The sequence below is a fragment of the Thalassoglobus sp. genome (assembly GCF_048270125.1).
GTDB lineage: Bacteria > Planctomycetota > Planctomycetia > Planctomycetales > Planctomycetaceae > Thalassoglobus.
Map to the genome: position 1 here is coordinate 125,216 of NZ_JBLWTN010000005.1, position 14,571 is coordinate 139,786.

The window sequence follows — 14,571 nt, forward strand, 5'->3', positions numbered from 1 at the left end:
CTCTCTTTTATCACTTCACAAACTGCACACCACGAGGCAGAGCCCGAACTCCAATTCGAAAGCTGCTGTAGAAGCTGATTGCCATCACTTGCTGTTCTGGCGGTCTTCGTTCATTTCTCGACGGAATTCTGCGATGCGGAAGGGGTCCAGATGTTTTGTTGCAGCGTCGGAGATTCCATCACAGAGGCGTTTGACACGAATTTCAGCGACACGATCGCGAGCAATCTTCGCTTTCTGAACGGCACGGACCTGTAAGGAATCGATTCTTCCGACGAATTGTTCCTGAGTCGGCAGAGCTTGAAGCTGCGCCAAAAATTTTCCGACATCATCCCATCGTTTTGCTTTCGCAGCGACACGCGTTCTCGCCATCAGAACTTCACGAGTTGCGATAATGTCGATGAGTTCACTTTGCAGCAGTGCGACTTCTCCCTCAACGCTGAGCCGCGCGGTGTCGTCGGGAACTTCGACTTCGAGCAATGGAGAATACCCCGGAATGAAGGGGACTTTTGCGAGTAGAGCCTGTCCACTGTGGACGTACAAAAATTGTAACGGAGATTTCTCCACGACCGGGACAGTGACGATTCCTCGTCGGTCCGTTTCGAGTTTTAATCGGTCATCGACAGGGTCATCTTTTGAGGGGAAGCGGTCCATCACTTCACAACGATACCCCACAAGAGGATTCTGCTTTTCACCTCGTGGGTAGATCATGATTTCAGTCGCATCAAGATGGGGGCGAATTCGCATCGCCATGATTTCCACACGCCGACGTTTGCCTGCGATCGGATTTCCAAACGCAGAAGTGACAGAAAGGCTGATCCGGCTCCGCTCTACGGATTCGACTTTCATGTAGGTCCAGGGGAGTTCCTGAATCTTCTGGACTTCACGTTTTCGATTGAGATACCGCAGGTAGGGGACGAGATAATCTCCGACCTGGAACTGCTGCATGTCCTGATTTCGTGGAAGAAATTCACCACCTCGGACGAGGAATTCGATTTTCTCGTCGTTCACCACTTCCAGTTCAGCGAGTGGTCGAAACGCTTCTGAGATGCCCTCACCCAGTGTGGCGACAAATTCTCTTCGATCTGAAATTGTAGCTGAGTGTAAACTTCCTAAGGTTCGTGAGCTTGCGTCCCATTCCCTCACGAGAGCTGTGTAATGTTTTTCTTGATACGACAGGGTGACCAGAAAGATTTTGTCGTACTCCGATTCCAGAAAGTCCTCGGGCGCCCAGTTGTGTGGGAATGCTTTGAGTTGAACATCCGAAATCCAGGACGTTTCTTGTCCCTGCTTGACGTCTAATTCCCACATTTGATGGTACTGAGCCTGCAAATGATCTTTCAGGGAGCTCAATGTTCTCGAATGCATCGTTGCTGGAAGCATTGGGTCGGCTTCGAACGAAACGATCACCCGCACGCGGTATGGCTGCAGGATTTGCGGAGTCGGAGGTGGAGGGATAACAACTTCCTGTTTCTCATCTTTTTTGTCCGTCTTTCCCGCAGCAGGCCTGGCATCCTTAGTGGTTGCTTCAGTTTTAGGGGCAGCAGCAGCCTTCGCCTTTTCCTCGGCAGGTGAATTTTCCTGCGCAGCCACTGGTGAGAAACCATTCGCAATCAGGAAGATTGCGAACAGAGGCGAAAGAAACAGTTTGACACTTCTGGAAACGTGAATCATGGCAACTCCGTCTGGTACCAGGAATCAACGGACCAACGGTCGATTTGATCGTAACAGTGCATGAGCGTTTTGGGATAACCTTGTATGTTTTTGCGAATGACCGCATATCTCTGAAGCTCCCAGAGCGGGAAGACGGCTGTGTCACTCCAAAGATGACGATGCAAGACCTGTAGCGCGGCAATGGCTCGGCTTTGCTCGCTGGTGCGATCAAGTTGAATGAGCTCTTGTTTCAGCCAGTCAGGATAGTCGCGTAAGTCGTCGAGCCGGGCGCGCTCTTCAATGGTCAGAAAGGGCCAGATGTCGACAAGCGGTTCGACCATTTGCACCGAGCGGTAAATGATGTCCCATTTTTCCGGACGGGGCTCGTGTGCATACACGAGTTTGATATCGATTCCGATTTTCTTCCAGACAGCTGCAATCTCCTGAGCTGTTTGCTCGGATGTCGGCCCAGGGGCGACAATCATTGTGAGTGGAGGGATTCCATCTTTGAGCTGCTTTCTTGAGGCAAGCAGCATCGCCAGTGCGGCTGAAAGGTCGTATCGGCGAGGTTCGACCAGGATATTTCGACCCGGATTGGAGGATAGAAACGGAGTCGTGACCACCTTACCATTGAGTGCTCTGGGATCGCGAAGAACGACTTCCCGGAGCAGCCTCTCCCGGTCAACCGCATAGGCCAGAGCGGTTCGCAGTTCTCGGTTACGGACTGGCTGGCTGGCGGGGTTGAACTGAAGAAGATGTGTCTCGGGAAGCTGATACGGCAAGATGAAGAATTTCTTCATGAATTCTTCGTCGCTTTGCATCCTGCGGATGATCCAGTCGGGCAAATCAGGAATCATCGAAATCTCACCACGGGTGAGAGCTTGTGCCGCTTTTTCATAAGAGTCGTATCGTATTTCGATCAACTCAGCGATGTGATATTTCGGAAGTCCGTCCGGCTGTTCAATCTTCCTGTTGTAGGAAATTGTCCCATCGTCTTGCTTGAAGACCTGGAATCCACCGGGATCGCTGAGATCCTCAGACAAGGTCGTTTCGTCCGTTGCAGAGACGGAAATGTTTGCCAGCAGGGGTTCGATTCGTGGAGGAACCCGGCGGAAACTCAGAGAGAATTCGGTTGGCGAGTGGACCTCAATCGATTCAACATACGAGCTGAGTCGTTCATCATACGCAGGGTGACTGGGCGTTAATCGATTGATGAGGAGCGGGACAATATCCGCTGTGGTGACGACAGCTTGCATTTCGTACGGCTGACGAAATTGCTTAAGCGTGAATCGCATTTCGCGTCCGAGGTCTGTCGGTTCCCATTCATCAAAAAATCGAGTTCGATAGTAAGCTGTTCCGTCTCGCAATCGCTCAAGTTCGAAAAGATTGAGCCGAGTGAGTCGTTGCTTGCGCAGATCCGCCGGGGAGAGGGCGAAGTAGGCGTCAGACTTTCCTGGTAGGTCGACAACACCGACTTTCAGTTGTTGAAATCGTTCCGTGTGAGTCCGGTGCGATCCTTTAAGACTGGGGGCGAGCGGCCAGATTTCCGCAGCTGATGAAATCAGTTCGGATGCTTTCTTGAAATCCCCGCTCGAACTTGCGCTGTTGGCTTGCTCGACCAGTTCGTCCGTTTTTCCAATGAGCTGAGCACTGAAGGTGTTGTAAACGTCGTGGTCGGAGAACCGTTGTCGAAGCCAGTTCAGATAGAACTGGGCGCGAGTGTAATCAGAATCCGCAAGTGCTTTCTCGACGAGTTGTTGAACAGCGTATCCGGACTGAGTGCGCAGTCCAGGGTAATTTTTGTCCGCCTGATAAACCTCGTCCAGCAACATCAGGCTCGTTGCAGCATCCCCTTGACCAATCCGATATTTTGCATCGACAAAAATGATTCGCAGATGTGTTTCGTCCATGCCGGGCCAGACGTCCCAGTTGCGACGGAGTCGATTCATCAGTTCGAGTGCGGGGTCAATTTTATTTTCTTCAAGCAGCTTATGAATTCGCCGCAACATCAAGTCTTCATGGTGAATGATCTTCACGACTCGTTTCAGTGGGACCCTGAATTCGGGGTTCCCTTGAACGTCTGGTAAAGAGACGTACAAGTGCCGCATCTCGTCGAGTTTCTTCGCGATCTCATCTCGTTGGTTGGCAGGGGTTTTGTTCCGGACTTTCTCCAGCTCTTCAATCTCTGTTTGACGAAGTTCGAGGGTGTTCGGGCGAGGGACAACCGATTCTACGGTCAGGACTCCGCCTGTGTTCAGTTCGACCCAATCGACTTCTGTATCGTTGAGGAGTTGCTGGACTGTGGGAAGCACCATCTCATCGATAGTCGGAAGCTCTTCTTCCACTGGCGGTTGCGCATGTACAGCCGCTGCCAGCAGGATGAATAAACAGGTTGAAAACTGAAGAACTTTCATTGATGGCTTAGCTCTCATTCGCTCTGACAAAGCCTGAAAAGGTCATTGTCATTGCACTGGATCACAGCGATTTCAGGCGTTTCAATTGCGATGTTTGGAATCAGTTTCGTTTATTTGGTGATATCGAGACGAAACATTGTGCCGTCGATTGTGATGACAAACAGTTCGTCACCAATGTGAAGTGGCCCAGCACTCAAAACAGACTTCAAATTGTGTTCTTTCGTCACTTCACCTGTTTCGGAATTCATCTCACTCACGATTCCATTCTGCTGCGCAACGATCAGCTTCGAGCCACTTTTAGCGATTCCAGTAACCGAAACAGACTTCAGTGGAGATGTGAACAGATCTGAGAGATCGTCCGGCTTCATGGCATGAAATTGCTGACTTCCCGCTTCTGCGTAAACGACATTGTCGACCAGTTGCGGTGTTGAAGTAATCGGTTGCGAAAATGTTCGAGAAGCGATCGGGTCAAGCCGAACTGTGTCGAACAGTGTTAATTTTTTCGATGCATCTGCGATTGCGATCATGCTCTCAGTCGCTGCGACGTCGGTGAGGACGGCTGCCCCTAATTCCAGTTTCGCGACCTCTGCTAAATGGGGGCGTGGTGTCGGTTGGATCTTCAGCAGGATGGCAAGTCCCTTCTTTGTAACTGCCACCAATTGATCTTCCCCAACGGCAGCTAACGACTTCCATTCATGTTCTTCGCCAGTCGGCAACAGGTAGTCCTGCACAGCTGCTTGCCCGGAGAGTCGGACGACATGCAATCGTCCGTTCAGCGGCAAAACCACTCTGTCTCCAAGTGATGCTGGAGCAGTCTGGACAGGTTCAGGAATTCGTGGAGAGCCTTCGATTTGCCCGGCAGCGTTGATGATCCAAAGCCTCGGCTCTGGATTTCCACAGGCAACCGCGATGCGGTTCCCCGAGATTTTTGCGCCAACTAAAGGGGTTTCCAAGTCTTGATGTAGTGGAAGCCGAACTGAAGCGTCTGTCACAAACTTCCCTCCGGAAAGTTGTCGACTCCCGATTTTGAATGCTTGGCCCGCTTCGTTGATGGCAGCGATGTTAATGGAATCGCCCGTACTCCCCGTGATTGCCAGCAGTTCTCCACCGAGGACAACCTGCCAGTCGCTGGTCATGTCGTCCCGGTTCGTACGGGTGAAAGTCACTGCGTCGGTATAGGCGCGACGTCGAGCGTTCAGCAGGTATCCTGAGACCATTTGCAACGGCTGCGTGGCGACTCCCGGAGCAGCTGGGCTGCCGTCAGGTTGTAAGGAGTCAGTCGAGAGTTGCAGCCGATTCAGTGCATCAGTTGCCATCCAGACTTGACCATTAGGGCCAGTCAAAAGGTTGATACTGTCTCCTTTGCTCCCTTGTCCATCAAAGATTGGCCCTTTTGTCAGCGGTGGCTGTCCGGGGTCGTCTGAAACGGAAAATGCGTAAATCAATTCACCAGTCGCTGGGACGAACAGGTTTCGTCCGCGGATCACAGGATCGTCAATCACACGAGAGCCAATCACGGCAGAAGCAACTTCCGTGGCAGGTTCATCAGCCTTCGCCACGTTCATCAACCGCAATCTGGCGGAGTTGGTTTTGTTTTCGATCATCAGGACATACGGTCCCATCTCCAGAAGCGGAGAGTCGACAGATGCGGGCTGTTGTCCGAGATACGACACCTTCACGCATGCCAAGGGGCGTTTACTAATCGTGTAGCAGACCTCTTCATTCCCCGCGAGAAACAGATGCTGTTCATCTTCCAGTTCAACACAACTTGAAATCGGTTGAGAAAAATTGAGCTGACCAGCGATCAGTCCGGTTGCTAAATCGACGGCCAGAAATCGTCCCGATTCGGTCGAAACATAAATCGTGTTGTCGACTAATAATGGGCGACCAGTCACGAAATCGTTGAGCGGCTGTTTCCAGATGAGTTGACCAGTTGTTTGATTCAAACGGACGAGTTCAAGCTTGTTGGTGTCGAACAGGATGACGCTGGGGAGTTGCGACTCTTGAATTGGAAAGAAGGGCGTATCGAATCCGACGACACGTCGCCAAATTGGTTCGCCAGTGACGAAATCAACGCCATAACAGCAATCTTTAGCAATCGCGATGACCGACTTTCCAACAGAGACTTCGTCGGTACGAGTTCGCCCATGGAATGCCAGCGTTAACGGAATTGCTGTCGTTTCATCGTCTTCAACAACGGCTTCGATGTCGTTTTTCGATTCGACAACTTTCTTCTGCTCAAGCGTCAGAGCTTTGTTAAAGAGCTCGACGACCTTTTTGTCTCTGGCGAAACCACCTCGGTCAGTTGGAGAGTTTTGTGGGTAGCGAACCAGTAGATCACGACGAATTTTCAGTGCTTCCAGCGGTTGGGTTTTCGCTGGGTCTTCGTTAGCCAATGCTTTCGACATGCGATCAACGTGATCTTTGTAGACATCGTTTTTCAGGATCTCTGCTTCGGAGACACGTAATGCGGTTTCAATTTGATCGAGAGTCTCCTTGGGAGGATTGTCCTTCGGAGCATAGGTGTTCAGGATGGTCCGTGCTTCGCGCGAGATTTTTAAGAAATCGGCATTGTGCTGTTTCCCCGCTGCCTGAGCGGCTTCAAGAGAGATCGTTCGGGCGTGTGTGACAATCTCTGGATGCAACGCCTCGAACTCATCATCACGATCTGAATTTTCTCGAATGAAGACCCGAAGCTGTGTCAGGCCTTCTTCAAACTTGGGAGCTGCGACGTCAATCTCCTTCCGGACTCGTGCCAGTCCGGCGAGTGTTTTGGCTTTGACCGTTAGGTCGAGGCGAGGGTATGCGGCAGCAAATTTTTGAAACTCTTCAATCGCTGGTTGAAACTTGCTTTCTTCATAAAGGGCGTTGGCCTGATCAAATTGCTGTTGGGCAGTTTGTCGCGAAGCAATAAAGAAGAAGATGGCTCCGGTGAGCATGAGGGCTGCCGCACCACCAGTCAGTGCAAGGACTAACGGGGAGCGAAAAGGATCTTCTTCTCCGGGGCGTCGCTGCCGGTTCCGCATCGCCTCACGAAGACGTGGAGAGAGTTGGTCATCGTCCCGTGGAATTACCGCAGGCTTGGGAGCGCTGCTCGGTTCAGGACTTTCGGGGGTAGCTTTCTCTTTCGGTGCAACGGTCGCTGAAGGCTTGCTCGCTGGTTGCTTTGGCTGGGCTTCTGCCTTCGGTTTTTGCTTCGGCTTTGATTTTTGTTTTTTCTTCCGTGACGATTTCCCACTCCCCTGGCTTTCGGCAGCAGCGAGAGCGGCCAACCCAGCAGCGATATCAACTCCTCCTGGCGATGCATCATCGTCATCAGCGTCGTCGTCGAGAATTTCTAAATCGTCTTCGATCAGGTCGTCTTCGTTAATTTCATCCACTTCAGGTGAGGCCTTTTGAGAAGGAGTTCTCGGAGCAGGGATTTCTTCCGACAACGGCTTCAAACCGCGTTCTGCTTGGTGTTCATCTTCGACGGCAGTGTGACCATCTTCCTTGCTGTCGCGATAACGGATATCCACCGAACCGAAACGGAGGGTGTCTCCCGCTTTCAGCACAGCTCGCTGGACCAGATTTCCGTTGACTTCAATCGGTTCCGTCCCTGCGGCGACTGCTTCATAACCACCTTTTCCCCAACTGATACGACAATGCATGATTTCGACATTGTCTTCATCGATGGTGATGTCAGTCGACGAATGGCTTCCGATCGTCAGAGGTTGCTGCTTGGACAGCTTCATCTGATCGACTTCACCCGAGATGTGAACTATTTCCAGAAACGCCATTCTTCAACCTGCTTCGACCATGGGACTGATCGGTCTGTGTTTGAGTCTCTTCAATTTTTACGACAGGGTATTTCACCACACAGGGCTTTGTACAAAGATTCAAGGCTCAGTGGGGGAAATCAGCTGTGGATGTTCGACTTGTTATTTCCTTCGATAGAATCTGTTCCTACCGATCATTTTGTGGCTCGAAAACTAGTCATCATTCTTCTTCACTGCACGACGGATTCGCTGCATTTGCACTTCGATCCCGGCATCGGTGACAGCGACGACAAGGCCATGTTTCGCGTTCGGGTGCGCTTCGATGAGCATTTCTGTTTTCCCTTCGTTTCCGATCTTTGCTGCGAGGACATCGGTCAATTCTCCGATACCCGAAACGGGGACGTCGTCCACCCGAATTGTGTTTTCTTCATCAAGCTCGACAACTACGGATTCTTCTTCAAGGTCTTCCATCGTGACCGATTGAGAAACTCCTTCTTCGTCTGGCTCTGGTGGAGTTGCTGGCTGCGATTTCTGCATGCTGAACGACGCGGTGATCATAAAGAAGATCAGTAGTAGAAACGTGACATCCACCATGGGGGTCATGTCCAAACCTGATTCTTCCAGGTCGGCCGATCCCAAGTTGAAGTCGTCGTCTTCCTCTTCATCAGTTTCGATCCAGGGATTCCGTTTGTTCGACCATTCCGTCTGGATCTCTGACTCAGAAAGCTGAGCCTGTTCGTTGCGAACAAGCTCTAATTCTAATTTTCCTGAAGCATCCGCATCTTCCGGTTCTTGATTTTCCAAGAGTTCTTTGGGAGCGGGAACCGTAATTCGTTGTACGCACTCTGGGCATGTCACCGCCTTGCCCGCTTTCTTGCGAGTGACGCTGAGCTTTTGCCCACAGTTGGAACAACGGAAAATGATTGGCATTGGTATTGGTCACTTCGGGCCGGTTCGACTCTACTTCTTGTCTATGATGCCGATGTAAAAGGTTAGTTCGGCGTCATCCACTTCATTCGCGGCCCGTGCAACTTCTTCCACAAACCCGGAAGGGAGATCCTTATCTGCTTTGATAATGATATATTTTTTCCCCTCAGCTACACCCGCCGAAACGTATGCGGTCACCTCTTCCATGCCGACTGGTCCGTTATCTTTCGTCCCGTCCGAGAGATAAACTTCTGGGTCACCGTCGGTCTTGAAGATTGTCAGGATGACAGCCTGTGAAGTCGGAACACTTTCACCATGTTTGGCCCGGGGAATGTTGACAGTCGCTGACTGTTTCATGTTGGAAGTGACCATGAAAAAAATCAGCAACAGAAACGTCACATCGATCATGGGCGTAATGTCCAGATCTTCGTCGTCTGTTTGAATTCGCTTCGATTTCCCAAATGTCGAGGCCACGTTGTCATCCTGCTCGGCTTCAGATTTTCGCTGTCAACTCGCTTGGTTGTTGTACTTTTCTATCAGCCTTCCGCCATCACTTTTTCCAGGTCGTGCAGAAACTCACTCAAGTCTTCTTGAACTGCGTCGGTCATCTTCCCTTTCTTGACCTGCACGGCTGCCCCCAGCATGGTCAGTGGAATGGCAATCATCAAACCGCAGGCGGTGGTGAGGAGTGCAAAGCTGATGTCGTCAGCCAGGTCTGCCGGGTTAACACCCGATTCCCCGGAACCTGCGATTTTTCCAAACGCGAGGATCATCCCCGAGACGGTTCCGAGCAGCCCGAGCATGGGAGCCGTTTTGACGATCGTTCCGATCCACGAGAAGCGATACTCCAGATCGGCGAGGACATCACGTTCGTACTTCTCTGCCAGCAAGATACGTAACTTTGAGAGTCCGCGGTCTCGATGAGCCAGGGCGACTAAAATCATCTGAGCAAGTGCTTTGCTCCAGTAAGGAGGAGAATCACAAAGTTCTACGATCCCGTCAAAATCGCGGTGGTAGAGCTTGTCTCGAACCTCATCTAAAAACTCTCCCGATTGGGACGCACTTGAAAATCGTTTCTGTGAAATTTTTCGAAACAGGAGAACGGCACAGAAGACTCCGTACAGTGCTGCGAGTGCCATCGCAACATAAATCACTGGTCCTGCTACTACGAGAAGCTGGTTCATGTATTACGCCTTCTTGACCTTACGGCACGTTTTTCGTTGAGTTTATCTCAAGTAGGTTTGTCTGGTGACCACAAATTGATAGCCCGAACCCTTCTTCGCAACAACGAAATAAGTCCGACGGATTTCGGACGCCTTTCGCTTAGCGTAGTCATACTCCAGTTGCAGTAACATCTGCTCTGTTTTCTTCGGATAGAAGTGGAACAGGATGGCATCTGAAACGTCGACATTAATTTTCTTAAACAGTGTTTCGTCCGCAGCTTTGCGGTTTCCTGCTTGCCACGTCATATAGAGACGGGTTTCGCCTTTGCCGGAACTTTTTGTGGTTTTCTTGGGCGACCCTGCGCTCATGTTGCTCATCAAGATGAGTTGACCGCTCGGGATCAGAGCACCCATTTCGATACCAAAATAGTCGAGCTGTTTTGCGTACTCGTCGACGGAGGCTTTGTCTGAGTAGCGAATGAACCAGCGTTCTTCGTTGGGGATCGAATTTCCAGGTCCGTTCCCAAGTCGCTTTCGGCCTGTTCCGACGGCACTCCCTGGAGTTCCCGGCTGGCTGACCGGAATTGCATTAACCTGCTGTGTCGCGACATCAGCCAGTTCGACGACGTCTTCGACAAAATCTGTCAATTCTGCTTCTTCCAGAACTTCTTCTGTGGGGGACGGATTTTCATTTGGGTCTTCGGGGGACTCAATCTGCAGCGTCTCATCAGGAGCGCCGTCTTCCTCACCGCCAACTTCGACCATTTCCATAGGGACCAGGAATGTCGGTTTCTCTACTCGTGTTGATGCCCACCAAAGCAGAATCCCGATCACCACCAGTATCAACCCGAACACAAACGCAATCATCCCCGCACTGAGACGGTCGAAAGCGTTCACTTTCATGACCGGCTCAGGCACGTTCGACATTGCCGAAAGGCTGGGCTTCGCCATCGGAGTGGATGTGAGCTTAAATGACATGGCGTAAAAAAGTGTGACGAAGTTTCGTGGGATGGGAGGAATGGAGAGACCTACCCCCCAACATCAGAATGATGTTAGGCAAAATGCTACGTGGTTACTATCAACAGTGTCAACTCGCTGCCGTACTTCTGGTTGCTGAAGCAGCGTTTGAAATCTTGTCTCACTCAGAATTTGGAGAAGCAGTCGAGACTCCAGAACGTCGGGAAATGCGAAGTATTCATTCGCATATTCACACAACAACTGGGACTGTGTTACTCCTGAAAATTACTTGTCAAAAGAATCCAGATGGAGCAGCTTTCGGAATCGTATTCGCGATCTGCACTGTGGATCGGCACCGTTTTTTCCGGGCCCGCTGTTAATGGGCAAACGGTAGAGCAAATGGTTCAGGCGGATTGACCACGCATTCAGAATCACCGTAGGGCAACTACCTTCGCTGAGGTTTGAATGGTTCGTTTGCTTCCTTGGCAAGTTTGTATCCCGTGTAGGCCAGCCAACTCAGGCAACCTAAGAAGATCCAGATTGATCCCTTGTTCGAATGGCCGTGGAGTCTTGATGAATCTTCAACACCTGAAAGGTACTCCACTTCAACCGATTTTCCGGGGTCACCCCAACTGACAGCCACGTCATCGCGCTCGCTGTGGGAGCGCCCGCTTTCATCCATGAATGAATATTCGATTGCCAGTAGTTTCCGCTTGCGGCCCCGTCGACCACGTTCTTCGGTTTCAAAGACTCGTTGCACCGTTGCGGTCGCTGTTTTTCCAAAGATGATGTACTTCACTTCCTTGATGGCGAAGTAAGTCGAGACGAGAAACAGGACAGTGGCGAGCAGAATCCGCTTAAAACTCTTGAGCTCTTCCTCGTCATTCATCATTGCTATCGCCCGTTATTGCTGGAGGATTCGTTACAGTTGGTTTTATCGTGTTGCGTCAGACCGTTTGGGAACCCTCTGCTCGCTACAACAGTAACGGTCCTGCTGATCCTGAAACTCTGTTGTAAAAAATACACAGTCTTGGTGAGTTTTCTCAACTCGGTCCATTTCAGAGTGTAAGTTTGAGGTGTTGTCACCGATTTCGGCATTCGTAATTTTGCCTCTGGTGAATCACTCAAGGAATGCGGCTTCCAGAGAACGATTCAGCAGCGAGCAGCACGCCCCGCATTTTCAGCAGGCCGCACCGGCAAAGGCGGGATGATTCAGAGAGTTCTCTCAGCACGCTGAGTTGACTCGCGAAAAGAACGGCAGAACGGACCTGTCCACAAAGGCCCCTCACGGGAGGTGAGCGCAGAAGAGATCTCCTGCGACACTGAACGAACATGATTGATTACCAACGTCTGAAAAATGATTTGCTGGCGCTGGGCTTATTCGCTGCGACACTGTTCGTGGCACTCGCCTTGTTCAGCTACGATTCGGCGGACCCTCCGTCGACGTCGGTTTACCCTGCGCGGACATACGTCACCAACTTGTGCGGACCGACCGGGGCTTTCATCGCCCATCTCTTAGTGAACGCGTTCGGTCTTGGAGCCTGGTTCTTTCTGGTCAGCCTGTTTTGCATCGATATGGGTCTGTTCTCCCGCAAACAGCTTGCGGACCCCGTAGTTCGCATCATCGGAGCATTGACGATGTTGATTTCGTTGTGCCTGTTGCTGCATCTCACCGTTCCAAATCTTCCGAACTCACCATTGATTGGAAGTGGGGGCTACCTGGGTGCGTGGGGGCGGGTTTTGTTGATGGAGAATTTTTCCATCGTAGGCTCAATTGTGATTATCGCCACGCTTTTCTGTGTCGGAATGATTCTGGCAACGGAGACGCTTTTCTTTCGAATTGTTTATCGTGTTTTCTTTGCTCCGCTCTTGTGGTGTATACGTTCGATCTACACCAAAAAACAGCGACCACCTGTCAGTGATATCGCCGTTGAAAAAACAGCCGCCCGCAAACTTAAGCCTGAGTTGGAAGCTGAGCCAGAACTTGAACCTGAAGGTGATCCGGAACCAGCGGAGATCGTTGAGATCGTAGAAGGATCCCGTGTTCCAACTGAGTTTAAGGTGAACGCTCCGGTCACCGTCAAAGGTGCGGGTCAAGGGTTGATGAGCAGCTTGTTCAAACCGAAAGTGCGCGAACGTTTAGAGCAAGTCGACTTGCCCTCTCTTGATATTCTCGAAGATGCGGAAGAGTTTCCATTTGAGTTGCTAGCGAAGAAGGCACAGGAAGCGGCTGTTGTTCTTGAACGGACGTTTGAAGAGTTCGGGTTGAACGTCAAAGTTGCAGAGATTGATACCGGTCCGGTTGTCACTCAGTTTGAACTGACTCTCGAACCGGGATTGAGGATTTCGAAAGTCGTCAACCTGGCTGACGATTTAGCGGTCGCCTTGCGCGTCCCTGCGGTTCGTGTTGTCTCTCCGATTCCTGGAAAGAACACCGTCGGTGTGGAAGTCCCGAATGAGAAACAAGTGACTGTGCGGTTGAAAGAACTCGCTGAAACAATGTCAGCAGAAGCAGATAAAATGGCGGTTCCGATCTTCCTCGGAAAAGACGTCAGCGGTCGTCCGTTGGTTGTCGACATGACCAAGATGCCACACTTACTGATCGCTGGTCGAACGGGAACGGGGAAATCTGTTTGCCTGAATACGCTCATTACTTCAATACTGATGACGCGGACGCCAGACGAGGTACGGATGTTGATGATCGACCCGAAGATGGTCGAGCTCAGCCCTTACACTCGCATCCCACACTTAATGAATCCTGTCATCACCGACATGAAGAAAGCGGAAGCGGTCCTGGCTTGGGCCGTCGACAAGATGGAGGAACGCTACGACTTGCTCGCTAAAGTCGGGGTACGCCATCTTGATAGTTACAATAAACTTGGCCGTGAAAAAGTCCTCGACCGAATGGGGATCGCAGAAGGGGATGAAGAAGCGGACGATGTTCCGGACCGCATGCCCTATATTGTCATTGTCGCTGACGAAATGGCTGACTTGATGATGACCAATGGCAAGGAAGTCGAGTCTCACATTATTCGTCTTGCCCAAAAATCGCGGGCAGTCGGAATCCATTTGGTCCTGGCGACTCAGAAACCAACGGTCGATGTCATCACCGGTTTGATCAAATCCAACCTGCCGGCGAGAATTTCTTTCCAGGTTGCTTCACGAACGGACAGTCGCGTGGTTCTCGACGAAATGGGAGCCGAGAGACTGCTCGGAAACGGAGATATGCTCTATCTTGCTCCGGGAACCAGTAGTGTGACTCGTGCGCAAGGAACGTACATCAGCGACGAAGAAGTGAATTCAGTCATCGAATTCTACAGCGATTACGAACCTCGTTACTCGCCTGAAATCGAACAAGCCACCAAGGCTGCGATGTCGTCCGGACCGGGAGGAGGAGGCGTTTCGACTGAACGCGATGCGATGTATCAACAGGCTGTTTCTGTTGTTTTAAGTGAAGGTCGCGGAAGTGTTTCGTTACTGCAGCGTGCATTGGGTGTTGGTTATGGTCGAGCTGCAAGAATGGTTGATCACATGGCAGAAGACGGCATTGTGGGTGACTACAACGGTTCAAAATGCCGTGAAGTGATTTGCAGTTTCGAAGAATGGGAAGCTCGTCAAGAAGCGATGGAAATGGCGATGTAGCCAACTTGGCGCATGCTTTCATTCTGTTGCAAGGACGATCTCCGGCATCTGAAACCATCG

Annotated in this window: 10 protein-coding genes; 2 read left to right on the plus strand and 8 right to left on the minus strand. The window is 51.1% G+C overall.

What is annotated here, in order from left to right; all coding sequences use genetic code 11:
• Positions 1-84: 84 nt before the first annotated feature.
• The 7 genes from ACN0YR_RS08245 to ACN0YR_RS08275 form a co-directional block, all read right to left on the minus strand.
• A complete protein-coding gene (locus ACN0YR_RS08245; protein WP_417848727.1) occupies positions 85-1,671 on the minus strand; it encodes a hypothetical protein in 1,587 nt (528 codons plus the stop codon).
• Positions 1,668-4,064 carry an ABC transporter substrate-binding protein gene (locus tag ACN0YR_RS08250; RefSeq protein ID WP_417848728.1) on the minus strand — a complete coding sequence of 799 codons (2,397 nt, stop codon included), beginning with the start codon at positions 4,062-4,064 and terminating at the stop codon, positions 1,668-1,670. Before ACN0YR_RS08250 ends, ACN0YR_RS08245 begins: the two co-directional genes overlap by 4 nt.
• Before the next feature lie 110 nt (positions 4,065-4,174).
• Positions 4,175-7,843, minus strand: coding sequence for a PQQ-binding-like beta-propeller repeat protein (locus ACN0YR_RS08255; protein ID WP_417848729.1), 3,669 nt, complete (start codon positions 7,841-7,843; stop codon positions 4,175-4,177).
• 192 nt (positions 7,844-8,035) lie between these two features.
• Positions 8,036-8,752 (minus strand): biopolymer transporter ExbD, encoded by a 717-nt coding sequence (locus ACN0YR_RS08260; RefSeq protein WP_417848730.1) that lies wholly within the window; start codon positions 8,750-8,752, stop codon positions 8,036-8,038.
• 30 nt (positions 8,753-8,782) lie between these two features.
• A complete protein-coding gene (locus ACN0YR_RS08265) occupies positions 8,783-9,223 on the minus strand; it encodes an ExbD/TolR family protein (RefSeq protein WP_417848731.1) in 441 nt (146 codons plus the stop codon).
• A 62-nt stretch (positions 9,224-9,285) separates the two neighbouring features.
• On the minus strand, positions 9,286-9,933 hold the full coding sequence (locus tag ACN0YR_RS08270; protein ID WP_417848732.1) for a MotA/TolQ/ExbB proton channel family protein: 648 nt from the start codon (positions 9,931-9,933) through the stop codon (positions 9,286-9,288).
• 42 nt (positions 9,934-9,975) lie between these two features.
• Positions 9,976-10,890: a hypothetical protein gene (locus ACN0YR_RS08275; RefSeq protein WP_417848733.1), complete on the minus strand. Its 915-nt coding sequence runs from the start codon at positions 10,888-10,890 to the stop codon at positions 9,976-9,978.
• A gap of 68 nt (positions 10,891-10,958) precedes the next feature.
• Between ACN0YR_RS08275 and ACN0YR_RS08280 the strand changes: the two genes are divergently transcribed.
• A complete protein-coding gene (locus tag ACN0YR_RS08280) occupies positions 10,959-11,249 on the plus strand; it encodes a hypothetical protein (protein ID WP_417848734.1) in 291 nt (96 codons plus the stop codon).
• Between the two features lie 65 nt (positions 11,250-11,314).
• Here the strand turns inward: ACN0YR_RS08280 and ACN0YR_RS08285 are convergent, their stop codons facing one another.
• Positions 11,315-11,761 (minus strand): hypothetical protein, encoded by a 447-nt coding sequence (locus ACN0YR_RS08285; protein WP_417848735.1) that lies wholly within the window; start codon positions 11,759-11,761, stop codon positions 11,315-11,317.
• Positions 11,762-12,201: 440 nt separating this feature from the next.
• Here ACN0YR_RS08285 and ACN0YR_RS08290 point away from each other — a divergent pair, with 440 nt between their 5' ends.
• A complete protein-coding gene (locus tag ACN0YR_RS08290; protein WP_417848736.1) occupies positions 12,202-14,511 on the plus strand; it encodes a DNA translocase FtsK in 2,310 nt (769 codons plus the stop codon).
• The last annotated feature ends 60 nt before the right edge of the window (positions 14,512-14,571 follow it).

What these genes read in the sequence shown, in the direction of transcription:
- ACN0YR_RS08260 (WP_417848730.1), bottom strand. Translation starts at nt 8,752, where the DNA reads ATGCCAATCATTTTCCGTTGTTCCAACTGTGGGCAAAAGCTCAGCGTC.
- ACN0YR_RS08255 (WP_417848729.1), bottom strand. Translation starts at nt 7,843, where the DNA reads ATGGCGTTTCTGGAAATAGTTCACATCTCGGGTGAAGTCGATCAGATG.
- ACN0YR_RS08280 (WP_417848734.1), top strand. Translation starts at nt 10,959, where the DNA reads ATGATGTTAGGCAAAATGCTACGTGGTTACTATCAACAGTGTCAACTC.
- ACN0YR_RS08285 (WP_417848735.1), bottom strand. Translation starts at nt 11,761, where the DNA reads ATGATGAATGACGAGGAAGAGCTCAAGAGTTTTAAGCGGATTCTGCTC.
- ACN0YR_RS08275 (WP_417848733.1), bottom strand. Translation starts at nt 10,890, where the DNA reads ATGTCATTTAAGCTCACATCCACTCCGATGGCGAAGCCCAGCCTTTCG.
- ACN0YR_RS08290 (WP_417848736.1), top strand. Translation starts at nt 12,202, where the DNA reads ATGATTGATTACCAACGTCTGAAAAATGATTTGCTGGCGCTGGGCTTA.
- ACN0YR_RS08250 (WP_417848728.1), bottom strand. Translation starts at nt 4,064, where the DNA reads ATGAAAGTTCTTCAGTTTTCAACCTGTTTATTCATCCTGCTGGCAGCG.
- ACN0YR_RS08270 (WP_417848732.1), bottom strand. Translation starts at nt 9,933, where the DNA reads ATGAACCAGCTTCTCGTAGTAGCAGGACCAGTGATTTATGTTGCGATG.
- ACN0YR_RS08245 (WP_417848727.1), bottom strand. Translation starts at nt 1,671, where the DNA reads ATGATTCACGTTTCCAGAAGTGTCAAACTGTTTCTTTCGCCTCTGTTC.